Annotated in this window: 16 protein-coding genes; 7 read left to right on the top strand and 9 right to left on the bottom strand. The window is 63.4% G+C overall.

The window, feature by feature from the left end:
- Positions 1 to 182 precede the first annotated feature (182 nt).
- From J0F76_RS02390 to J0F76_RS02375, 4 genes are all read left to right on the top strand, one after another.
- Positions 183 to 1610: a hypothetical protein gene (locus J0F76_RS02390; RefSeq protein WP_207465303.1), complete on the top strand. Its 1428-nt coding sequence runs from the start codon at positions 183 to 185 to the stop codon at positions 1608 to 1610.
- Entirely contained in the window at positions 1559 to 2884 is a 1326-nt protein-coding gene (locus tag J0F76_RS02385; protein ID WP_207465300.1) for a DNA cytosine methyltransferase, read from the top strand. Before J0F76_RS02390 ends, J0F76_RS02385 begins: the two co-directional genes overlap by 52 nt.
- Positions 2885 to 3096: 212 nt before the next feature.
- Positions 3097 to 4527: a DNA cytosine methyltransferase gene (locus J0F76_RS02380; protein ID WP_207465298.1), complete on the top strand. Its 1431-nt coding sequence runs from the start codon at positions 3097 to 3099 to the stop codon at positions 4525 to 4527.
- Entirely contained in the window at positions 4520 to 5398 is an 879-nt protein-coding gene (locus J0F76_RS02375; RefSeq protein ID WP_207465295.1) for an Eco29kI family restriction endonuclease, read from the top strand. Before J0F76_RS02380 ends, J0F76_RS02375 begins: the two co-directional genes overlap by 8 nt.
- Here the strand turns inward: J0F76_RS02375 and J0F76_RS02370 are convergent.
- Both J0F76_RS02370 and J0F76_RS02365 read right to left on the bottom strand, forming a co-directional pair.
- Complete coding sequence (locus J0F76_RS02370) at positions 5381 to 5785, bottom strand: very short patch repair endonuclease (protein ID WP_207465293.1); 405 nt, start codon at positions 5783 to 5785, stop codon at positions 5381 to 5383. The two genes, J0F76_RS02375 and J0F76_RS02370, sit on opposite strands and share 18 nt — an antisense overlap.
- Positions 5786 to 5837: 52 nt before the next feature.
- Positions 5838 to 6014, bottom strand: coding sequence for a hypothetical protein (locus tag J0F76_RS02365; protein WP_207465284.1), 177 nt, complete (start codon positions 6012 to 6014; stop codon positions 5838 to 5840).
- Positions 6015 to 6572: 558 nt separating this feature from the next.
- On the opposite strand from J0F76_RS02365, the gene J0F76_RS02360 reads away from it, so the two are divergent.
- Together J0F76_RS02360 and J0F76_RS02355 are read left to right on the top strand one after the other, a co-directional pair.
- The gene (locus tag J0F76_RS02360; RefSeq protein WP_207465282.1) at positions 6573 to 7616 is read left to right on the top strand and encodes an IS5 family transposase; all 1044 of its coding nucleotides are present in this window, start codon (positions 6573 to 6575) and stop codon (positions 7614 to 7616) included.
- A gap of 716 nt (positions 7617 to 8332) precedes the next feature.
- A complete protein-coding gene (locus J0F76_RS02355; RefSeq protein ID WP_242689939.1) occupies positions 8333 to 13294 on the top strand; it encodes a RecQ family ATP-dependent DNA helicase in 4962 nt (1653 codons plus the stop codon).
- A gap of 84 nt (positions 13295 to 13378) precedes the next feature.
- On the opposite strand, the gene J0F76_RS02350 is transcribed toward J0F76_RS02355, so the two are convergent.
- The 7 genes from J0F76_RS02350 to J0F76_RS02320 form a co-directional block, all read right to left on the bottom strand.
- On the bottom strand, positions 13379 to 13747 hold the full coding sequence (locus J0F76_RS02350; RefSeq protein WP_207465280.1) for a hypothetical protein: 369 nt from the start codon (positions 13745 to 13747) through the stop codon (positions 13379 to 13381).
- A 117-nt stretch (positions 13748 to 13864) separates the two neighbouring features.
- Complete coding sequence (locus J0F76_RS02345; protein ID WP_207465278.1) at positions 13865 to 14149, bottom strand: hypothetical protein; 285 nt, start codon at positions 14147 to 14149, stop codon at positions 13865 to 13867.
- Positions 14150 to 14300: 151 nt separating this feature from the next.
- Complete coding sequence (locus J0F76_RS02340; protein WP_207465276.1) at positions 14301 to 15347, bottom strand: GSU2403 family nucleotidyltransferase fold protein; 1047 nt, start codon at positions 15345 to 15347, stop codon at positions 14301 to 14303.
- A 315-nt stretch (positions 15348 to 15662) separates the two neighbouring features.
- Positions 15663 to 17306, bottom strand: coding sequence for a plasmid recombination protein (locus J0F76_RS02335; RefSeq protein WP_207465275.1), 1644 nt, complete (start codon positions 17304 to 17306; stop codon positions 15663 to 15665).
- An 809-nt stretch (positions 17307 to 18115) separates the two neighbouring features.
- Positions 18116 to 18424, bottom strand: a complete 309-nt coding sequence (locus tag J0F76_RS02330) for a hypothetical protein (RefSeq protein ID WP_207465273.1) — start codon at positions 18422 to 18424, stop codon at positions 18116 to 18118.
- A gap of 66 nt (positions 18425 to 18490) precedes the next feature.
- Positions 18491 to 18967: a hypothetical protein gene (locus J0F76_RS02325; RefSeq protein ID WP_207465271.1), complete on the bottom strand. Its 477-nt coding sequence runs from the start codon at positions 18965 to 18967 to the stop codon at positions 18491 to 18493.
- Between the two features lie 62 nt (positions 18968 to 19029).
- Positions 19030 to 21114, bottom strand: coding sequence for a hypothetical protein (locus J0F76_RS02320; RefSeq protein WP_207465270.1), 2085 nt, complete (start codon positions 21112 to 21114; stop codon positions 19030 to 19032).
- A gap of 358 nt (positions 21115 to 21472) precedes the next feature.
- Between J0F76_RS02320 and J0F76_RS02315 the strand changes: the two genes are divergently transcribed.
- Complete coding sequence (locus J0F76_RS02315) at positions 21473 to 21682, top strand: helix-turn-helix domain-containing protein (RefSeq protein WP_341351550.1); 210 nt, start codon at positions 21473 to 21475, stop codon at positions 21680 to 21682.
- The last annotated feature ends 12 nt before the right edge of the window (positions 21683 to 21694 follow it).

The following is a 21694-nucleotide window of genomic DNA, read 5'->3' as shown; positions in this document are numbered from 1 at the left end:
CGGCCTGGCGCAGGTCTGCCGAAGGAGCATGTCGTTCTCCTCCCGGAGATGGCTCCACAGCGTCACCAGCTAAGGCAGGGGCGCTTTTCGCAATACACCCGCAGATTGTGTTTCGGTTTTTCTTGTTCCCGGGGTAACCGTCGAATCAAGGGGCGGGTTACTTGTGGGAAGTGTGTTAAAACATGACGATAGATGAAACAGCCGCGTGCGCGAGAGCGCTCGACAAGTTCTACACGACCGACGCGACCGCCCGCATGTGCATTGGTGCCGTCTGGCGCGAATGCCGGTTGAGCGCCGACGATCTCTTCGTGGAGCCCTCCGCCGGGGCCGGCGCGTTCTGCCGGCATCTGCCGGCCGAGCGCTTGATCGCGCTCGATATCGCGCCGGACGCGCCAGGGATCGCTGAGGCGGATTTTCTGTCCTTCACCGCGCCACGGCATGACGGTCGTATCATTGTTCTGGGCAATCCGCCCTTCGGAAGGAGCGGGCGGATTGCGAAGCGCTTTATTCAGCACGCAACGCACTTCGCCGACGTGATCGCCTTCATCCTGCCCGCGTCCTTCGCGAAATCCTCCATGCAGCGCGGGATCGACCCACATTTCCACTTATGCCGTCAGATCGACCTTCCGGAGGAGCCGTTTCTGATCGAGGGGGCAGTCCACCGGGTCAATTGCGTGTTCCAGGTCTGGGAGCGCCGCGACGACAAACGGGTTGATCAGCGCCAAGCCGATGTCCATCCGGATTTCGAGTTTGTGGCCGATCTCAAGGACGCCGATGTGATCATCCGCCGCGTGGGCAGCAGGGCCGGGGCTCTGTTGCCACCCCCAGGTTGTGATGCTGTCGAGAATAGGGAAAGCCTGAAGGGATACTCGCGGAGTTCGAATTATTTTATCCGCGCCGTTGGCTGTGGCGCGGGTGACCTGCGGGAGCGCTTGGAGCAGTTGCCGTTGGCTACCGCGGCGGCGCGTGCGGTCCAGCCGTCTTTGGCACGAACCGAGATCGTCTCGCTCTATTCGCAAAGGGCCACGGTGACGCAGGACCAGGCGGCTCCTCTTGTTCCCGAGCTTGGGGAAAAGCCATGCCTCGCGCGGAACGCGACCTGCGGGACGATCCCCTATGTTGTCGGGATAAGTCACTCGTCAGAAACACAGGCCCGTCCTCCTGGGCGACCATGGCACACTAGGTCCGCCGAGGCAAAGAAATGGACGAGCGGCAAATTGTCCAGACCTTCTCAGGACGATCTCGGATCGTCAATCGGGGAGGCTTCGGTCGATCCAACGATGGATGCACCCGCAATCTGCGGGGTGGCTGTCGCATGTCCTTCCCGCAGGCATGATCGTCCTCATGGGGCAATTCCACCTGATCGATCGCCCGCCTCCCCACGCAGCCAGACTTGCCGACGCCAGCTCATCGGAGACTGGTTTCCACACAACATCTACCTGGAGCAGAAGCGCGGGCATCCGCATGGCCCGCCGCGGCGTATCGCCAAGCGCGGCACGAGTGCGCTGAGCGTCGGCGAAAATGAGTGGCTGGGCGGCCATGTTGGCGACAAGGTCCCATGGCGCGCCTGCCCGCGATGCGGAAGCCGCTCGTCAGGCGCCAAAGCTTAGAAGGGAATCCACTAATGCTTAAAGCGGTGAGTCTGTTCACCGGGGTTGGCGGTCTCGACTTCGGCTTCGAAGCCGCCGGTTTCGAAACCGCCGTGGCGCTCGATAACGACGCCGCAGCCTGCCGCACCGTGCGCCTGAACCGGGACTGGCCTGTCCTTGAGGGTGACATTCACGACATCCCCTCCAGCACAATCATGGAGACGGCGGGTCTTGCCGCCGGCGAGGCCGACGTGCTGATCGGCGGCCCGCCCTGCCAGCCGTTCTCGAAGTCTTCCTACTGGGTCAGTGGGGACTCGCTCCGCCTTGACGATCCGCGCGCCGACACGTTGACGGCCTATCTGCGGGTGCTGCGCGACCTCCAGCCGAAGGCCTTCCTGCTGGAGAACGTTCCGGGGCTGATCTACAAGGGCAAGGATGAGGGCTTCCAGCACCTTGCGCGCGGCATCGCCCTCATCAACGAGGAATGCGGCACGAATTACAAGGTGGCTTGGAAGGCGATCAACACCGCCCATTATGGTGTGCCACAGATCAGGGAACGCGTGTTCCTGGTCGGCAGCCGGGAGGGGCGGGGCTTTGACTTTCCCTCCCCGACGCACACCGCGCCCGAGAACACCAATCTGCCGGACGGACATCTTGAGCCGTATCGGACGGCATGGGACGCCATCGGAGACCTTCCGGCGCTGCCCAACGAGCCTTCCTTAACGGTCGGGGGGAAGTGGGGAGAACTTCTCCCTTCGATCCCGGAGGGCCGGAACTACCTGTGGCACACCAATCGCAATGGCGGCTTGCCGCTGTTTGGCTGGCGCACACGCTACTGGAGCTTCCTGCTCAAGCTGGCCAAGAACCAGCCGTCATGGACGATCCAGGCGCAGCCCGGTTCGGCGATCGGCCCATTCCACTGGAACAACCGCAAACTCTCCGTGCGGGAGATGTGCCGTCTGCAAACCTTGCCCGGCGGGCTCAAGTTCGAGTGCGGCAGGTTGGATGCGCAGCGCCAGTTGGGCAACGCTGTCCCGTCGCTCATCGCGGAGATCCTTGGCCGCGAGATCCGCAGGCAGCTTCTCGACGACGACACCGACCTGGGCGCGCTCAAGCTTCTGCAACCGGTGCGCGAGCCCGTACCCGCGCCCGAGCCGGTCTCTCCGGTATCCGAAAAGTACCTGTCCCTCGCTGGCGGCCATGCGGATCATCCTGGCAAGCGGCGCAGACAGACGAAAGGGCTGGTGGGAAAGGTGGATCCGGCGAAGAGGCTCTTTGAAAGGTTTGCCGAGTGAGTAATCTTCAGGACGTTGAACAGCATTCCAGGCAGTGGCGCGGGCTGTTCTTGGGCTCGCACCTCTGCCTGGCACACCGAATTGGTTCCTTTTCGATCGGCCACGCAAGCTTCACCATGAAGGCCTTAGTCTCCTGTGGCGCATGGTTTGCGACAGGAACTTTCCATCATACGCTGATATTTCAGCCACTGAATTAAGGCAGGATCGGTCTTATGACCAGAAAGGAGCGGATCATCGACATCCCGAAGCACGGCATCCGCGCCGTCGACCCGCGGGACGGGTCATTAGGCCAGTTCGCGCAAACTGGAACGCTGAGCCGCAAAGAAGTGGTGGCTATCGCATCGCAACATCTTGCGCGAGAGGTTGTAGATCTCACACGATGTCGCTGTTTCTTGTTGCCGTTCGGCACTTGTTCTGGCTTTATTGCGGGTAGCAATGAACAACCAATAACTTACGATGCTGCCGTGACTTTCAAATCTCTAGAACTCTTCGCAGGCGCCGGCGGACTCGGGATCGGGCTCGCGCAGGCGGGCTTTGTGCCGGAGCTTGTTGTCGAGTTCAACCGCTGGTGCTGCGACACCCTTCGTGAGAATCACACGCAACTTGATGATGGGGATCTGCAGGCGGCTTGGCGCGTTCAGGAAGGAGATGTCCGGAAGGTCGACTTCCGGGTGTTCGAAGACCGGCTCGATCTGATCTCGGGCGGCCCGCCCTGCCAGCCATTCTCGCTGGGTGGACGGCATCGGGCATACGACGACACGCGCGACATGTTTCCGCAGGCGGTGCGCGCTGTGCGGGAAGCACGGCCGAAGGCGTTCGTCTTCGAGAACGTGAAAGGCCTGATGAGGGCCAGCTTCCACGACTATTTCTCCTATATTCATCTTCAACTCGAATACCCCGATGTCGTCGCTCGACCGGAAGAGGACTGGACGGATCATCTGAAGAGGCTGCACAAGCACAAGACCTCGACCGACCGATCAGGACTGTGTTACAACGTCGTGACGAAGCTGATGAACGCCGCTGATTTCGGTGTGCCCCAGCGGCGTGAGCGAGTGGTCTTTGTTGGCTTCCGCTCCGACATCGACGCCCGATGGACGCCCGATGATGGAGATTTCACGCAAGAAGCATTGGTGTGGGATCAGGTTTACGGCGACTATTGGGATCGCCACGGTGTGCCTCGAGACCACAGGCGGCTTGAAGGTCGCGCGGCGCAGATCGCGAAGCGCTTGTCGAAAGACGAGAAGCCGGGATCGAAGCCGTGGCGCACGACACGTGACGCCATCTTCGACCTCCCGGATCCCCGTCATTTCCGTCGCGCCGAAGCGGTGAACGGGCACCGGTATCAGCCAGGCGCCCGGACGTACCCAGGGCACACAGGGAGCTACCTCGACGAGCCCGCGAAGACGCTGAAGGCGGGTGTCCACGGCGTTCCCGGTGGCGAGAACATGCTGCGCCGCGCGGATGGCAGCGTGAGATACTTCACTGTCCGCGAGAGCGCCCGTCTTCAAACGTTTCCCGACAGCTATCGCTTCCATGGGGCGTGGACAGAATGCATGCGGCAACTCGGGAACGCCGTGCCTGCTGAACTGGCGCGGGTCGTTGGCGAGGGTGTCGCAGGTAAGCTGCAGGCGGCGAATGGCTAAGCGACCTGAAGTAAGGGAGGTCGAGAAGGTCCAGGAAGCTCTGGAAGAGATGGTTGCCGCGATCCGGGATGCGGAGTTCACAACACCATCTCGAAAGAAGGTCCGGGTGACCATCGCTGAAATGCAGGAAGCCTTGGAAAGGCTTGATCGCTCGATAGACGAGATCGCGATGCCCGACGCGATCTTCGAGCCCAGCGACCCTCGGCTGATCGGGCATTTTGTCGCGCTTGCGCTTCTCGCGCGAGATCGCCGTCCGCTTGCCCGCGGGCGGAAATTCTATGGCGCCGGCGTCTACGCGATATACTACACCGGTGATTTCGAGCCCTACGCTCCGATCTCGGGCACAGAGACTCCGATCTATGTCGGCAAAGCCGATCCACCGGTCGGTGCCAGGACTGTGGTCGAACAGGAGACGAAGCTGTGGTCCCGCCTCGACGAGCACAGGAAAAGCATCGAAAAGGGTGCCGATCTCGACATCGCCGATTTCGAGTGCCGCGCCCTGGCTGTGCAGAGCGGGTTTCAAGCCGCGGCCGAAAGTCATCTCATCCGGGTGTTCCAGCCACTTTGGAACAACGAGATGAAGATCATGTTCGGCATTGGAAAGCACGGGGATAGCGCTGAGACCAGGTCGAACAAGCGATCTCCGTGGGATACTCTCCATCCAGGTCGCCGCTGGGCCGAAGGAAACGAGCCTGGCAGATCCCGGGAGGAGATCCTTGAAGACATTCGCCGGCACTTCGAGCGGACACGTGTTTATCAGAATCTGGACGATGTGTTCCGGGTGTTCATCGATGGCATCCGTCGCGCGGATGAGCGGATCGCGCATGAGGAAGCCGAGGAACTCGCGGAGGAACTAGACCTCGAGGAATGACCGCAGCCGGTCCGCCAGGTCAGGGGATTTCGTTTCGCATTCCCAGATCGTCATTGTTTTCCAGTCCCGATCTTCGAGCGCCTTGATCGCTCGGGCATCGCGTTCCGCGTTTCGCCCTATCTTCTCAATCCAGAAGTCCACGCGGGATTTCGGGATGCGGGCCAGTTTGCATCCCTCGTGTCCGTGCCAGAAACATCCATGCACGAAGATGGCTTTCCTGCGTCGCCGGAACACAATGTCGGGCTTTCCTGGAAGCTCTTTCGCATGCAACCGGTAACGGTATCCCATCCCGTGCAGCAAGCGCCGAACGACCATCTCGGGCTTCGTGTCTTTGCCGCGGATACGCGACATTAGCTTGCTGCGCTGATCCGATGTCAGTGTGTCCATCTGTTGCTCTTGAGGAACCCGATAGGACCGCAGGAAACCTGGTCTCCTCGGCCTACTCCCCTTCCTCCTCGTCTTGATCATCCAGAACAACGCCGAGAGGATCATCGTCGTCGATCTTCACGCGGCTGTGGTCTTTGGCCGTATCACTGATACAGTTCGCCACGCCTTGCGTCCAACTCGTGATGGAGTTTGTCTTTATCATCCTTGTCCCGTCTTCGAAATGGATCAAGGTCCAGCCGGACCGGGGCTTCCGCCCTGCTGTCGCGAAGCGCCGCGATGAGTTCTCGCGCCTTCGAGGGTTAAACTTCCGGAAGATCGAACGTTCGTTAAATGGGTGCCGGGGATTGAGAGAACTCGGACGTGAATATTGTTTCGGCCTAGAATGGTCTGCGTGCCATCTTCCACCTTGGAAGCGAAGGCCGCTTGGGGAAAACTGTACCAAAGCGAGCGCGGCGTCGGCCGCGAAAGTGGACGACGGGCGGCCCATATTGCGGCTGACTTGAAATCGCGGCAAATGGCCCGACCAGCCTCAGCGTGCTTTTGAACAGTGAACAACGTTGACAAATAGGCTTTGCGAAGAAGATAGTGATTCTACTTTTTTTCGCGATTGAAAAATGGGATTCCTAGCCTTATAAATCTCCTGTGCCAAGCGCATCGAGATAAGTCTCGCGAGAGCCGGCCTTATTCTGGGTGTCGCCTCTGGCTAGCCCATGGGCACCTCGAAAAATTGCCCTGACTTTGCGGCAGCGGTATGAACGCAGCGGCATTTGGGGTCTGAGGTGTGACGATGGCGCAGTTGGGCTTTTTCGATCTTTCGGACCGCTACGCGAGCCTGGATGCCAAGAAGGACCCCTTGATCGAGATCGACGCCGTTGTGCCGTGGGAGGAGTTCCGCCCGACGTTGGAGGGTGTCTGGCGCAAGCCAGCTGCAGAGCGCAAGTCAGCAGCGGGGCGCAAGCCCATGGACGCCGTGCTGATGTTCAAGACGCTGGTTCTGGGCGCGCTTTACAACCTGTCGGACGACCAGATCGAGTATCAGGTGCGCGACCGTCTGTCGTTCATGCGGTTCCTCGGCCTCGGACTTGAGGACCGGGTGCCCGATGCCAAGACGGTCTGGCTTTATCGCGAAGCGCTGGCGCAGGCAGGCCTAGTGGAGATGCTGTTCAAGCAGTTCGACGGCTATCTTGCGCGACAGGGCTACATTGCGCGGGGCGGGCAGATCCTCGATGCCTCCATCGTCCCGGTGCCGCGCAACCATAATACGCGTGATGAAAACAAGGCGATCAAGAACGGTGAGGTGCCTGAGGATTGGGCGGACAAACCGGCCAAGCGGTCACAGAAGGATACGGATGCCCGCTGGACCAAGAAGCACGGGAAATCTCACTATGGCTACAAGAACCATGTGAACATGGACAGGAAGCACAAGCTGGTGCGGCGTTACCATGTCAGCGATGCCGCCCTGCACGATAGCCAAGCGGTGGACCACCTGCTGACGCGGGGCAATACCGGCGCGGGGGTCTGGGCTGATCCCGCCTATCGGTCCGAGGAGATGGAAGCCAAGCTGCGCAGCATGAAGCTGAAGAGCCACATCCACCGCAAGGGCAAGCGCGGCAAGCCGCTGACCGAACAGGCCATGAGCAGCAACCGGACCAAATCCTCGGTTCGCGCGCGGGTCGAGCATGTCTTCGGCGCACAAGCCAATGACATGGGCGGCACACTGGTGCGCACGATCGGCATGGTGCGGGCGAAGGCAAAGATCGGAATGAAGAACCTGGCTTACAACATGCGCCGCCTCGGCCAGTTGAGCCGCCTGAACCCGTGCCCGGGCTGACCCCGGGGCGCGGAAATCAAGTCGGGCGACAGGAAATGTTGCGCGTGACAGACGGAGCGCTGAGGACTCCATAGCGCGCAAGGATGCTGACGGGCGGTATCATCCCCGTCTCAAGCCGCCCCGCCCGCTACATGCGAGTGGAAAAGCTCAAAAAATCGAGGTGCCCCCATGCATGTGGGGATGTTCCGAGTTCCGATCTTTGGATTGGACCAAGGACGTTTACCGCCGAATAGGCGGCTTAGAATGATAAAGGGCTTGTGCCTTTTATGCTAGCTGCCACCGAATAGGTGGATTTGCCCCGCACATGCGGGGATGGGAGAAGCAGCCCCTTGGGGATGTGGATCTAGACGAGAAGGCCGATCAATTCGGCATAGCCTCGGCTCGATGAGCCGGGGCTTTCTCCTTTGCCGACAGAGCGTATTCGGAACACTCCTGTCACACATGCAAAAGATTGTCTGGCGCCAGGAAGGTCTGCTGAAGCTGCATTGTCTTACGTCTTAAATGAATATTGACGATCTTGTGTCGTCCTGGCGATGATCGCTCACCGCTCCGACCGACCTGCGGATATTCATTTGACCATGCTCGTCCTGCACGGATCCTTTCTCCACCGTTGCTTGTCGGTTGATCTGGAAGTCGATCCGAAAACCGCCCGGATCTTCGCTCTTGCCGCTGTCCGGCACGATAATCGGCCCCCCATCCTGGCAAGGGGTCGGGACATGGAACCTGCCCTGGATCGGCTGGAGAAAGCGTCGGCCGATGCCGACCACCTGATCGGCCACAACATCCTGCGCCACGATCTGCCGCATCTGTTGGCGGTCCGGCCGCAGCTTGCTGCACTGTCGCGGTCCCCCATCGATACCCTCTGGCTCAATCCGCTGGCCTTTCCGCGCAACCCCTACCACCACCTGGTCAAGCACCACCACGGAGGGCGGCTGCAGGCGGGGCACGTCAACGATCCGGAACTGGACGCGCGGCTTGTTTTCCAGGTTCTCGAAAATCAGCTTGCCGCCCTTGAGCGCTTGAACGGCGACGAGCCTGACGCGGTGACCGCCTATCACTATCTCACCACCCGGATGGACAATGCGGGCGGGTTCGATGCCGTGTTCCGCCATGTCAGGAAAGCCAAGGCACCACCGCCCGCCGCGGCGCGCGAAGCGATCCTGCGGCTTCTGAACGGTCGGGCCTGTGGGCGCCGGATCAGGCAGGTGTCCGAGCGGATCGCGGCTGCCCATCTTGGATGGCCTGCGGCCTACGCGCTGTCCTGGATCCTGGTCGCGGGCGCGGATTCCGTGATGCCGCCCTGGGTGCGGGCGCAGTTCCGCGAGGCCGCGCTCATCGTCCGGCATCTGCGGGATACCGCCTGCGAGGATCAGGACTGCGGATGGTGCCGGGAAAAGAACGATCCGGTCCGCGCGCTGTCGCAGTGGTTCGGCTTCGCGGCCTTCCGCCCGCAGCCCGTGGATGAGGCAGGTCGTCCGCTCCAGGAACGGATCGTCGAGGAGGCGATGAAGGGTGCCAGCATCCTGGGCATCCTGCCGACGGGAACCGGCAAGTCGGTCTGCTACCAGATCCCGGCGCTGTCGAAGTTCGACAAGACCGGCGCGCTGACCGTGGTGATCTCGCCCCTCGTGGCGCTGATGGCCGACCAGGTGCAGGGCATGGAGCGCGCCGGCATCTCGGCGGCTGTCACGGTGAACGGCATGCTGTCGATGCCCGAGCGCCAGGACGCGCTCGACAAGGTGCGCATGGGCGAGGCGGCCATGCTGCTCATCTCTCCCGAGCAATTGCGCAGCACGTCGGTCCGCTCCGTCCTAGCGCAACGCGAGATCGGGCTCTGGGTTCTGGACGAGGCGCATTGCGTCTCGAAATGGGGCCACGATTTCCGCCCCGACTATCGCTATGTCGGCCGCTTCATCAAGGAAAGTGCCGGAGACGAACCGCCTCCGCCGGTCCTGTGCATGACGGCCACCGCCAAGCCCGAGGTGGTGCGCGACATCCGCGATCACTTCCAGTCCCGGCTGGGTGTCGAGCTTCTGCTTCTGGATGGCGGCGCGGTGCGCACCAACCTGAGCTTCGAGGTGCGCCCCACGCAGAAGGGCACCAAGCTTGCCGACATTCTCGATGTGATCGAGGCGAAGCTGCCGCGGGAAGGCGCCTCGGGTGCTGTCGTCTACTGCGCCACTCGAGGCGAGACGGAGCGGGTGGCAGGCTTTCTCAAGCAGCAAGGCCTCTCGGCCGAGCACTTCCATGCGGGCCTGCCGCCGGACGAGAAGCGCGACATCCAGGAGCGCTTCCGTGTGGGCGAACTGCGGATCATCGCGGCCACCAACGCCTTCGGGATGGGGATCGACAAGCCTGACATCCGGCTGGTGGTGCATGGCGACATTCCGGGCTCGCTCGAGAACTACCTCCAGGAAGCCGGGCGGGCGGGCAGGGATCGCGATCACGCCAACTGCGTCCTGCTGTTCGCCGCCGAAGATGTGGAGCGGCAGTTTTCGCTCTCCGCGCGATCCCGGCTGGCACGACACGAGATCGGCGCCATTCTGAAAGCCCTGCGCCGCCTGGACGAGCGCACACGCAAGACCGGCAAGGTGGTGGCCACCGCCGCCGAGATCGTGCGGGCCGAACGCGAGCAGGAGTTCGAGCGCGACAGCGCCACGGACGACACCCGGGTCAAGACGGCCGTGTCCTGGCTCGAAGAGGCGAGCCTCCTGTCGCGGGAAGAGAACCGCGTTCAGGTCTTCCCGTCCTCGCTGCGGGTCCGCACGCTGGCCGAGGCGGAGGCCATCCTGGCCAGGGCCGAGGTGACCGCGACGCGGCGCAAGCAGCTTCTGGACATCGTGCGCCACCTGATGAACGCGCCCAGGGACAAGGGCATTTCGACCGACGAGTTGAGCGGGGCAAGCGGCCTGAAAGGGGGCGCACTGAACAAGGCCATGGCCGATCTGGAAGCGTTGGGCATCGCGCGCAACGACGTGGCGGTGATGGTGTTCGTTCATCATGGGGTCGAGGGTCAGTCGCGACAACGCTTCCAGATGGCCTCTGCCCTCGAGCGCGACCTGATCGCGCTGCTGCGCGAGGCTGCCCCCGATGCCGAGGGAGCTGGGGGCATTCCCCTGAACCTGCCGGTCGCCTGCCAGAGCCTTCGGGATGGGGGCCATGCGAGCGTCCGGCCGGACATCGTGGAAAAGCTGGTGCGCGGCATGGGCCGCGACGGGCGTGACCAGGATGGGGGACAGGGCAACCTGCGGGTGCGCAAGGCGTCGCGCGACACGATCCTGGTGGCGCTGCAGCGGTCCTGGCAGGTGCTGGACCAGACCACCCTGATCCGCAGGCAGGCGGCCGAACTGTTGCTGGCTCATCTGCTGGGCAAGGTTCCGAAGGGCGTCCGGGGCAAGGACATCCAGGTCGAGGCCACCCTGGGCGACCTTCTGTCCGTGCTGACCTCGGATGCGCTGCTGCGGGCCAGTGGCATCAAGGACATGACAAGGGTCATGGAGCGGAGCCTTCTGTGGCTTCATGAACAGGATGTGGTAAGTCTTGGCAAGGGATTGACCGTCTTCCGTCCCGCCATGACGGTTCACCTGAACATTGCGGGCGGCGCGTTCACGCAGAAGGACTTCATCCCCCTGGAGGAACATTACAGCGAACAGACCGTCCAGACCCATGTCATGGCCGCCTATGCCGAGACGGGCCTTGTCGCGATGGATCGGGCCTCGCGCCTGTCAGAGGACTATTTCGTTCTGGACCGCGACGCCTTCCTGCGCCGCTGGATGCCCGGCAAGGCCATGGAAATCCGCCGCCAGACTACCGGCGCTTCCTGGAAGACCATCGTCGAGGCCCTGGACAACCCCGTGCAGCAGAAGATCGTCGCCGATGACCGCGAGCAGACCAGCGTTCTGGTGCTTGCCGGTCCCGGTTCGGGCAAGACCCGCGTGCTTGTCCATCGCATCGCCTATCTGATCCGCGTCCGGCGCGAGGATCCGCGCGGCATCCTGGTGTTGACCTACAACCGGCACGCCGCCGCCGAGGTCCGGGCGCGCCTGCGCCACCTGATCGGTGACGATGCGGGCATGGTGACGATTTCGACCTGCCACGCGCTGGCCATGCGGCTGGTCGGCGCCAGCTTCGCCGGGTCCGACACAGAGGTCCATGACTTCGACGGCATCATCAGGGAGGCTGTGCGTCTTCTGAACGGCGGGGGCCTGAGCAAGGCCGAGGCCGAGGCGCAGCGCGAAACGCTGATCCAGGGCTATCGCTGGATCCTGGTGGACGAATACCAGGACATCGGACCCGAGGAATACGCCTTGATTGCCGCCGTGGCAGGCCGGTCGCTGGAAGATCCTGACCTGCGGCTGAGCCTGTTCGCGGTCGGAGACGACGACCAGAACATCTATGCCTTCGCGGGCGCCTCCGTCCGCTTCATCCGGCAGTTCGAGGCGGACTACCGGGCGCGGCCCGAGTTCCTGGTCGAGAACTATCGCTCCACCTGCCATATCATCGAGGCGGCGAATACGGTCATCGCCCCGGCCAGGGACCGGATGAAGGCCGATCACGCCATCAGCGTCGATCGAAACCGCCGGAAGGATCCGCCCGGCGGCGAGATGGCAAAGCTTGATCCAGTTGCCCATGGCCGGGTGCAGGTGCTGGATTGTCCATCCGGCGATGTGGTGCAGGCCATCGCGGCCGTCGATGAACTCGTGCGCCTGTCGCGCCTGGACCCAGACTGGAGTTGGTCCCGAGCGGCGATCATCTCACGCGACTGGAAGCGCCTTGCGCCGGTGCGCGCCTATGCGGAAGCCTTGGGGCTGCCGGTGGAGATGGCCAATGAAAGCCCGCCCAGCGTCTGGCGCCTGCGCGAGACACAGCGCTTCATCGAGACCTTGCGGCGCGATCCCGCGCGTCTTCCGGGCATCCGCGATCTGGTCGATGCCGTGAATACGCTGCCATCGAACCGCTGGACCGACCTGATTGCCGAAGGCATTGCCGCGCTGGCCCGGGAGCTTGCCGACAAGACCATGCCGGTGCCCGACCTCATCGAGTGGTTTGCGGAATGGGCCCGCGATATCCGGAGCGAACAGCGGGGTCTGCTGCTTCTGACGGCCCATCGCGCCAAGGGGTTGCAGTTCGACGATGTGGTGATCCTTAACGGTGGTTGGGATGCTCCCTCGAAGAACGAGGATGCCGATGCGCCTCGGCGCTTGTTCTACGTCGCCATGACACGGGCGCGGCGCAGCCTCTGCATCATGGCGAACGGGGCGCACCCATTCCTACAGCAGGGGGGAGAGTATGCGCTCCGGCGGAAGGCCTCGCCCCAGAGGGAAGACGTGGTGTTGGCCACGGCGCAGTATCAGATACCCAACTTGAAGGCGGTGGATCTGTCCTGGGCAGGGCGTCTGCCTGCGGATCATCCCTCGCTGCGGGCGATCACGGAAGCCCTGGTCGGTGATCCCGTGCGGGTGGTTAACGAGGGAGGAGCGTGGCTGATCCACGATGCCCGGGGACGTGCTCTGGGGCGTATGGCACGGACATGGTCCCCGCCAGCGGGTCTGAAGTTCTTGCGGGGAGAGGTCGGCGCCGTGGTGCGGTGGCGGAAAACTGATAACAAGGAGGAGTTCCGCGCCCATCTGCGCCGGGAGGTCTGGGAGGCTGTGTGCCCCGAACTGGTGTATGGGTGATGGCGGGGAGACACGTTGCCTCAGCGATGGTCATCCTGGCTGCGGGAGACGAAGACGCAAACATGAAGGATGCCTTGCCACCGTTCAGGCCCGGTATACAAGGAGCGCCAGCCAAGGTGTTTCGCACTCTACCTTCGGATGCCACATTCGAATTGGCTCCGCAATTTCTTCGATACTTAGGCTGTCGACGGTAATCTCGCCTCGCGGAGATGCGATTTCCTCAAAGCGTGATTTCTTGCTCATCTCCCCGGAAAAAATAATCAACTTTCCGTCCTTTTCGTATTTCGAAACTTGCTTGAAGAAATCCGCCCAAAGGGGGCGTTTTTGCCCGGCTTCTTTAAAAGTTTTCATTAGAAAACAGGTCGGGCGATCATTTTCCGCTCTGTGTTCCATAGGACAGGCAATTGGATCCTTGCTCGAGGAGAGCGGCGCTCCGTCGTTGGGGCAGGGCAAGGGGAGGTCCGGCTTGCCGTCGACCCGGAAGAGCAAAGTGCCAGACGACGGTTCCGTCGGCCGGGCTATCACCTCACATAGTTGCCTTCTCCAAGAACCAAACGTTCTCCAGTCGGCTCATGACGGGGCTTCAAGCAGGCCAAGCCGCGCTTGCGCGGTCTCTTTCCGAACACACGCTTTCACCGACCGAGCCATGCCATCCCGGAAGGCCAATGCCGTCCATGGTTCAAGCGCTCCGGCGATCAATGATTTTTGCGCAGAAACGAACCCGACCGTGAAGATCACCCTGCTCTCGGCAGACGAGGCCATTCGCCGCCCGAAACAGTTCTGCAACATGACCTGCAATGAGATGACAACCTCCTCCTGCTTCGACGAGGTGACCACGGTGGAGGTGTGGGTCAAAAATCTGACGAAACGGAAACAATGGAGAGACAATCTGGGTGCGCCGTGGTGCGGAAAAAACATGTCGGACTTGTTGGACTGCCAGCCCCCAGACCGGTCGCCAGGGTCATCCCGCCCGCCCCCCCCTTGATCCCCATAGGTGAGCGGAGACTTACCAGCCTGGGGTCATGCCTCCTGCCTTTCCCGCCCCGCCATGCCGTGCCATCAGATCGGCGACGGCTTTCGGAAGGGCGCTGTGCCGTTTTGGGTCGAACTGTTCCTGCGGCAGGCGATGCGCAAGCAAATTGAGGACGGCCTCGGCCTGGATCTTGTCGCGCCGGGCCTTGCCGGGGTCGCGGTCCTCGCGTTCTGACATCCACAGCTTATGGGCTGCCCAGATAGCGGGGGCCGGCGTTGTCATGCGCACCGGGTAGCCGCGGTCGTCGATGGCCACGGCAGCAAAGGATGGCGCCGAGACAAGCCATTCGAGACCGACAATGGGCGCGGGTATGGCATCGCCTTCAATCCGGCTTGTCTGACCGGGCATTCGGCGGTGGGCGGGCCGGGCTTCCGGCCGGATGAACTCCACCATGAAGCCGTCCTTGTTGGTCAGCCGATAATCACCTTTCTGCCGCTGCTCGAACGATTGATCGACCGACTTCGCCAAGGCCTCGAACCCCTTGCGGTTTCCATCGATCGCGATCCTCAATGGGGCGCGATCGTCGACAAGCACGTCGAGATCCCCCGTCGCGACCATCTCGCCTTGGAAGGTCACGGATGCCGCCGCCTCGTAGGCGTAAAGGGCATGCGTTCCCACGATCCGAAACCGCGCGGTGGCATCACTGTCATTGAGCCGCCGGATCAGGCGCGCGGCCAGGCCTGGAACCCGTTGATGGTTGAGGGCCCGCATCACGGCCGCAAGCTGGTCGATCCTTTGGGCCAGGCTGGCCAGCCTGCCTTCCGCCTCGGCCTTGCGGCGCGTGAAGGCTGCGAGGATCGCATCCGTTTCGTTCGAACGCGGGCCGAGACTGCGGGTGGAGCGCACCCCGTTGCGTGATGTGCGGCGATAAAGATACTGACGGCCGGATCGATCCTCATAGCCCATGGTGCCGCTCAGGTCGGACAAGGCTTCGGCCCGGACGCGCTGCCATTCGTCGAAGGCGGTGATCAGGTCGACCCGATCACGGATTATCCGGCTATCCAAGTCATTGTGGAGCATGGCTTTGGTGTTTCCAGTATGGTTTTATTGGAAGATAGCACCAAAGGAAGCTGTTTCAATACATTACTCAAACTTATCGACATAGCGTCTCTCAAACGGAGGGGGGATGGGAGACGGACGACGGGGCAGTTGTTGACCTGGAGCGTCTGGCGATCCAGGTCGGGCGTATTATGCGGCAGTGCCGTAGGCCGGGAGTTGCCTTCGTGTCGCGCGGCCTCGGCCTCGCCGAAGGGTACGCCGCCGAAAAATCTGTCGGACTTGTCGGACTGTTGGACCGCGGCACCCGAAACCCTGCCGCCCAAGTCGTCCGCACCGTCAGCCTATCGCCGGACCTGGACCGAGGCCTTCGCGGGGGGACCGTTTTGGGGGAAAAACCCGGCCGGCAATCCCGTAGTCCTGCTTGGGAAGGATCCCGGCTTCCCTGCAGACCGCTTGGAGAGCCACGCTTTCGCGCAGGTCGACATTGTTGCGCTTGATCCAGCCCATCAGGCCGTCGCCAACCCGCTGGAGTAGCGCCCGCTGTTTATCAGACTTCTCGATCTGTTGCCGCAATTGCGCTTTCTGTTGCGCAAGCCGGCTTCCCTGCTTCGCGGCAGCCCGGATGACCGGCCTCATCTCGGGCAGATCGTATCGCATGGCGCTCGGATCGCCCGCGATGATGGCGCCGTCCCGTTCAAGCACCGTCCCGGCCACCATCTCCCGGGTGATGGACACCACGGCCTTGGCAATGTCTGCCGCACGCTTCCGCCACAGCCCGGCCTCGGCGAAGGCCTCATCCCGCGCCCGGATGGCCATGACAGCTTCTTTCTTGAGATCCTCGGTCACATGGGTCAGCTCCGCGCAGGCGTCGACGGCGGCCTGGCGCTCCTGTTCGGCGGCGTCCCGGACCGCAAGGGCTTCCGTCCGCTGCTCGACCGCTTGGTCGGCGCGGGCGGTTTCCTGATCGGCGCGACGGGCCTCGGCGTCCGCCTGCCTCCGCGCGGCCTGGGCACGTTCTGTCTCCAGCACGGCGGCCGCCCGCGCCATCTCGACGCGCGCTTCCATTGCCACGGCCCTGTCGTCCTTCAGGCGCAACTCTTGGTCGAGCACCGCCAGAAGGAGCCTCTTCTCCGCCAGCATCTCCTCGGCGGCGCGTTCTTCCTCCCGCAGGGCCACAGTCCGGGCGCCGAGCGCCGCGAGGGTTTCAGTGGCGGTTGCAAGCTGCCCCTCGATCTCGCCATGCCGCGCCGCAAGAGCGGCGCCTTGTTCGGTCAGCGCGGCCAGTTCCGCGCGCTTCCTGGCGAGATCCCCGGGCAACTCGCGATGCAACTGGCGGACCGATTTGTGTGTCACCTCGGAGAAGGTGGCGCCGGCGGCCAGGCGGTCTCCGTATCTGTGGCCCCGCTCGACACCCGGGCAGTGCTTGGCCATGACTTCGGCGGCAAGGCTCTGCAACTCGGCCATGACCGCGGGTCTGGTGGTTGTCGAGAGCGGCTGACCGTCCAGATCGACGGCGGCAAGGACGAAATGGGCGTGGATCGTGGCCTCGTCGCCGTGCGACCCCAAACCATGGAGCGTGGTCTTCAAGCGATCGGCAACGGCCTGTGCCAGCTCCTGAAAGGCGGCGTCCCGCTGCTCGGGGGTCAAGGCTTCGAAGAGCTGCGCGGCCTCATGGCCAAAGCCGATGATGCCCCGCGTCGCCACTGCGGCGTTGGACTTCATGCGCCGTTTGACGATGCGCTGTTCCCGCCGCGCCGCGCAGACGGCCCGCAGATCGGCGGGCTTGGCATATGCCATCAGGGTTCGATTGCACGCGCGGCGCGCGGCGTCGACATATTTCGGCTGCGGTCCGATTCGCAGATCGTGACGCCGCTGCCCGGAATAAACCTTGCAACTGGCCGCCTCCAGGCGAATGATAACGGCCCGGGGATTTCCGTTTTTCACATTATCCATAAGGATATTCTCGGCGTCGTCAGGCATTTTATATTATAACCTACTAGTGATAATCTTATCCCTCTTCGGGTCATGAGGACTATCTCCCGCCGGAAAGAAAAAGTCTCCGCCTGTTTTCCACAATGTTCGGCGCGGGACATCATGCGAGCGAATTGATATCCGCGAAACACCACGATCGGGAAACGGCCGCTGCCGGGACTCTGCGCCGCAAGCAGGAGAGCATGGCCACCCGTTTGCCGTTCCTATGCCACGGACATCTTATCAGCCGCGGGACAAAGGGCGCGAGGACCGCGGGTCGCTGCTGTCTGGTCTCGCCGACAAGCTCTGCCTTGATCTGCCGCGTCCGTTCATGCATCGGCGAGGTTGGCCTGCGGTTGCAGGATGCGTGGCCATGATGGGACACGGCACATCAAGCTCTCCCGACGACGGTCGACCTGAACTGCGGCGGCGTGGCGGTGGCGCAGCTTGGGATCCAAGCCGTGCCACGGACGCTATATTACACTATTGTAATATTACTATAGAGATCTATTGTGCTAGATTTTTGTGCCTGTTGGGGATCATTCTGGCATGACCCTCATCGGGTCTCCCAGATAATATCATCCTAGTGTAATATTATAATAGCTTCGCCATAAACCGTGCCCGTGACGCTGAGGGCGCCGCCGTTGCATCACGCTATTGGCTCCGGCCGGGGGTGATCGCATGATAGAATAATATTACGATAGTTTGCTATTATCATAGTTCTGATCTTGGGATGACGTGCGGAGGTGATAGGATCCTACCATGATAAATACCTACTATAATATAATTCTATTATGCTATCACCTCAACCCGTTGCTTTATCGCGGACTTCCACACCGGTAGAAGTCCTCGTAGGTGTCCTGTCGGCTGTTGTTATAGTCGATGCAGAGACCGGCCTCGTCAATCTGGGTCTTGAGGAGTTCGGCTTCGTTGCAGTCGCCAAGGCTAATGCCGTTGCTGTTGCCGGTGGAGTCCATGCAGGCGGTGAAGGCCGCCACGAAGCTGTCCACGAGGCGCATCTCCTTGCGGCTGAGCGGGCCGCCGGGAAACAGGGCGGTGGCGGCAATCACCGCGATCAGGAGAATAGCGGCGCCGGCGGCGGCGATCAGGATGCGCGTGCGAGTCATGCTTTCTGTCCTTTCCGAAAGATGGGGCGGCGGCCTGCCGCCCCGATACAGGCGTGGCGCGGGCGCTCAGCGGCGGATCAGCGCGGCGAAGTCCGGGAACGTGCCGGTTTCGGTGGCGCGGTAGCCGAGATCGCTGGCGGCCGCGAAGGGATCGTCGAAGGTGCCCAGGTCCGGATGGCAGGCGCGCAGATACATGGTGGTGATCAGTGTGGTGGCGCCCGCCGGGGTGACCAGGTCGAGCGCGGTATAGCTGGCGTCGCCCGCCATGAAGGCCGGGCGCCTGCCGCTGCAGAACACCTGCACGGGCGAGGGTTCGCCCCAGTCGAGGCCGCCAGCCGGGGTGTCGGGATCGTCCGAGACTGCCTGGCGCAGGGTGACCATCACCAAGTCGCCGGGCACAGCGGCGCTGCCCTGGCCGACAACCTGGCGCGAGGTCTGGTCGTAGTGGATGCACTCTCCCATGTGGCAGCGGGCCAGATACGGCTCGGCCTGGGCGAGGGCGGCGGGCAGGGCGAAGGCGGCGGCAAGGAGGAAGGGCTTCATGGGTGTCTCCACAATCGAAAAAAGGTCTTCGGGAAAGTCTTCGGAAAGGACGGGCAGGGGGATCAGTCGACGCAGCGGTCGGCATGGGCGAGGCAAAGATCCAGGGTGGCGGGCGCGTCGGGGTCGAGATCGCCGCGCAACGGTCCCGGATCGAGCGCGATCCCGGTGATGCGCCAGACGCCCGGCGCCCCGGCTGCGGTCAGGGTGCCGGTCAGGGTCCGCACGCCGCTCTCGCCTTGGGCCTGCAGGCTCACCTCGTAGCGGGTCTCCCGGAACAGCCCGCCATGCCGGGTCAGCGTTGCGGCGGCCGGCAGGTGGCAAAGGAGCCTGCGCAGCGGAAGGAGGCCCTTCTCGCCCAGGTCGAGATCGGCGTTGCGTAGATCGTCGCCTGCCTTGGCTTCGTCATAGAGGCGGGCACAGTGGGCCTCGCCATGCTGTTGCTGGAATGCTGCGGACAGTTCCTGGCATTGACGGTGCAGGCCGGCAAGCAGCGGCGCCTCCGGGTAGCGGGTGCAGTTGAGCAGCACCGCCGAGTCCACACTACCCGGTTCGAGGTCTGCATAGGCCGCCGCCAGGCGCTCGGCCTCCGTTGCCAGCACCCGGGCGCGCTTCTCGGCCACGCGGGCCTCGGCCTCCTGCGCGACAGCGTTCAGTTCAGTCACGGCCGCGTCAAAGGCGGCGCCTGCCGGGCGCGGCCCGAAGTCCGGCAGGACCGCGTAGCCGTCGGTCGCCAAGGCATCCTCATAGCTCTCGCCCGCCGCCTCGGCGCGGGCCGCGTTCTCGGCGATCCGGGCCTTGCCGACGCGGGTCAGATGCGGGGCGGCGATGTCCCCGCAGCCACGGGTGATCCGGGCGGCGAGCGCGGTGTCCATGCCGGCCATGACGGCGCCGATGCGCCGCGCGCAGTGACTGGTGATCGCGGCGATGTCGGTCTCGTCCGTGACGCCTTGCGCCAGTTCCTCCGCCAGCACCGGGACGGCGGCCTCGAGGAGACGCGCGGTGGCCGGCCGCAGGACGCGGTCGATCTCCTCGCGCGAAAGACCGCTGTCGCGCAGCGCCGCCGGATCAAGGCTGAGCCAGTTGGCCGCACGGTAGCTATCAAACGTGACGGGGGTGGCCGCCAGGCTGCCGATGGTCGCGCGCAGCTTGTCCATGCCCGCGATGCGCGCCTCGATGCGGGGCCAAGCCTGGGCCACCAGCGTCTCATACCGGTCGCTGGCGCAGGATTGCGACAGATCCATGGTGGCTTGCGCGAACTCGCGCGTCCAGTGCTGGACCGGCATGCCCGAGGCGATCTCGAGCAAGGTTTCCTCGCCGATCATGCTGAGGTTCGGCGACATCATGTTGGTGCTGACACCGTCCACGGTCGCGCAAATCCGAGCGGGATCGGTCTCGGCCATGACCGACACGTCGCGGCCCGCCACCAGCAGCGCCAGGGCACGGGTGTCCTGCAGTTCGGTCAGGAGTTTCGCGTCGGTCCGGTCCCGGCTGGCGCGCCAGGCGTCGCGCATGGCGGGCAGCAGCGCCGCCGCCTCCTCGCCGTCGATCTCGCCGGCGAGGGCACGGGCACGCTCGACCATGCGGCTGCCCATCGTCTTCAGCCCGTCCTGGACCGCCCGGCGCTTGCTCTGCTGGTCCAGGGGCGGCAGGAGGACAGGCGGGGGCAGCGCCTCGGCGGCGGCGCGCGCGGCGACAAGATCGGTTGGGGAGGGGTCCTGCGCGCCCGTCATGGCGAGCACGGCCTCATAGCGGGCCAGGGGTGCCTCCGCCGGCGCAAAGGCGAAGGCCTCGCAACCCGGCAGGGGGGCGCCGTCGAAGCCCGCCGGCTGCAGCGTGGGCGCGTCGCCCTCCAGGCCGCTCACCTGTGCCTTCGGGTAGTTCGCAACCCGGTCCAGGACGACGCTTTGCCCTTCCAGGAACTCCGCCGGCAGGTGCCAGTCCCGTCCCGAGATGCGATCGTCGTGCCCGCGCCAGAACAGGCGGATGTTGGGCTCCTCGTCCGGGGCGACACGCAATTCCAGGACATGGCTGCGGCCGTCGCAGGTCACGGACTGCGAGGTGTAGTAGCGGGCCTCATCCGCAAGCGCCGAGGTGGCAAGACACAGTGTGGCGACGGAGCCGAGGAGGGCGGTGACGGATTTGTTCATGGGGCAATCCTTCGGGAACGCATGCGGGCAGAGGCCGCTGGCGGAGGGGCAGGAGGGTGGGAGGGTAAGCGGGAAAGGCGCCGCCGCGGGACGGAAGGTGTCAGGCGCCTATGGCCGCAAGGGACCGTCTCGAATGCACGGGCGGACGGCCGGGGCGGAGCGCCCGCCGAAAGACCTTCTGGAAATGCTCAGCCATGCGGTTCTCGGATTGGAATGAGGCAACACTGGAAATCTCCTGATCTCTATCCATAGAATATTTCCAGATCCACAAAATACTTCATGGATTGGTTTGGACTGTGTCGGGTCTATCCTCGGCATGGACGTTTCCGCCGCCCCTCTTGTCACAGCCTTTGCCCGGGTGCTTCGTCGCCATCGGACAGCCCGGGGGATCGCGCAGGAGGAACTGGCCTACAGCGCAGGGATCAGCCCGCGCTATGTCTCGCTCCTCGAAGGCGGCAAGCATGGCCCGAGCCTGACCACGATGGCCAAGCTCGCGGCCCGACTCGGCACGCCGCTGTCGGAGCTGATCCGCGAGGCCGAGGCGGAACTCGATGATCCTTCCGTCTGACGAACAGATGGC

This window comes from Paracoccus fontiphilus, assembly GCF_017356265.1.
Classification (GTDB): Bacteria; Pseudomonadota; Alphaproteobacteria; order Rhodobacterales; family Rhodobacteraceae; genus Paracoccus; species Paracoccus fontiphilus.
This window is presented reverse-complemented; position numbering and strand designations above follow the sequence as displayed.

Excerpts from the sequence above, each read along its gene's own strand:
- J0F76_RS02380 (WP_207465298.1), top strand. The coding sequence starts at position 3,097 with ATGACCAGAAAGGAGCGGATCATCGACATCCCGAAGCACGGCATCCGC.
- J0F76_RS02340 (WP_207465276.1), bottom strand. The coding sequence starts at position 15,347 with ATGCTCCACAATGACTTGGATAGCCGGATAATCCGTGATCGGGTCGAC.
- J0F76_RS02360 (WP_207465282.1), top strand. The coding sequence starts at position 6,573 with ATGGCGCAGTTGGGCTTTTTCGATCTTTCGGACCGCTACGCGAGCCTG.
- J0F76_RS02335 (WP_207465275.1), bottom strand. The coding sequence starts at position 17,306 with ATGCCTGACGACGCCGAGAATATCCTTATGGATAATGTGAAAAACGGA.
- J0F76_RS02330 (WP_207465273.1), bottom strand. The coding sequence starts at position 18,424 with ATGACTCGCACGCGCATCCTGATCGCCGCCGCCGGCGCCGCTATTCTC.
- J0F76_RS02320 (WP_207465270.1), bottom strand. The coding sequence starts at position 21,114 with ATGAACAAATCCGTCACCGCCCTCCTCGGCTCCGTCGCCACACTGTGT.
- J0F76_RS02325 (WP_207465271.1), bottom strand. The coding sequence starts at position 18,967 with ATGAAGCCCTTCCTCCTTGCCGCCGCCTTCGCCCTGCCCGCCGCCCTC.
- J0F76_RS02370 (WP_207465293.1), bottom strand. The coding sequence starts at position 5,785 with ATGGACACACTGACATCGGATCAGCGCAGCAAGCTAATGTCGCGTATC.
- J0F76_RS02375 (WP_207465295.1), top strand. The coding sequence starts at position 4,520 with ATGGCTAAGCGACCTGAAGTAAGGGAGGTCGAGAAGGTCCAGGAAGCT.
- J0F76_RS02390 (WP_207465303.1), top strand. The coding sequence starts at position 183 with ATGACGATAGATGAAACAGCCGCGTGCGCGAGAGCGCTCGACAAGTTC.
- J0F76_RS02355 (WP_242689939.1), top strand. The coding sequence starts at position 8,333 with ATGGAACCTGCCCTGGATCGGCTGGAGAAAGCGTCGGCCGATGCCGAC.
- J0F76_RS02385 (WP_207465300.1), top strand. The coding sequence starts at position 1,559 with ATGGCGCGCCTGCCCGCGATGCGGAAGCCGCTCGTCAGGCGCCAAAGC.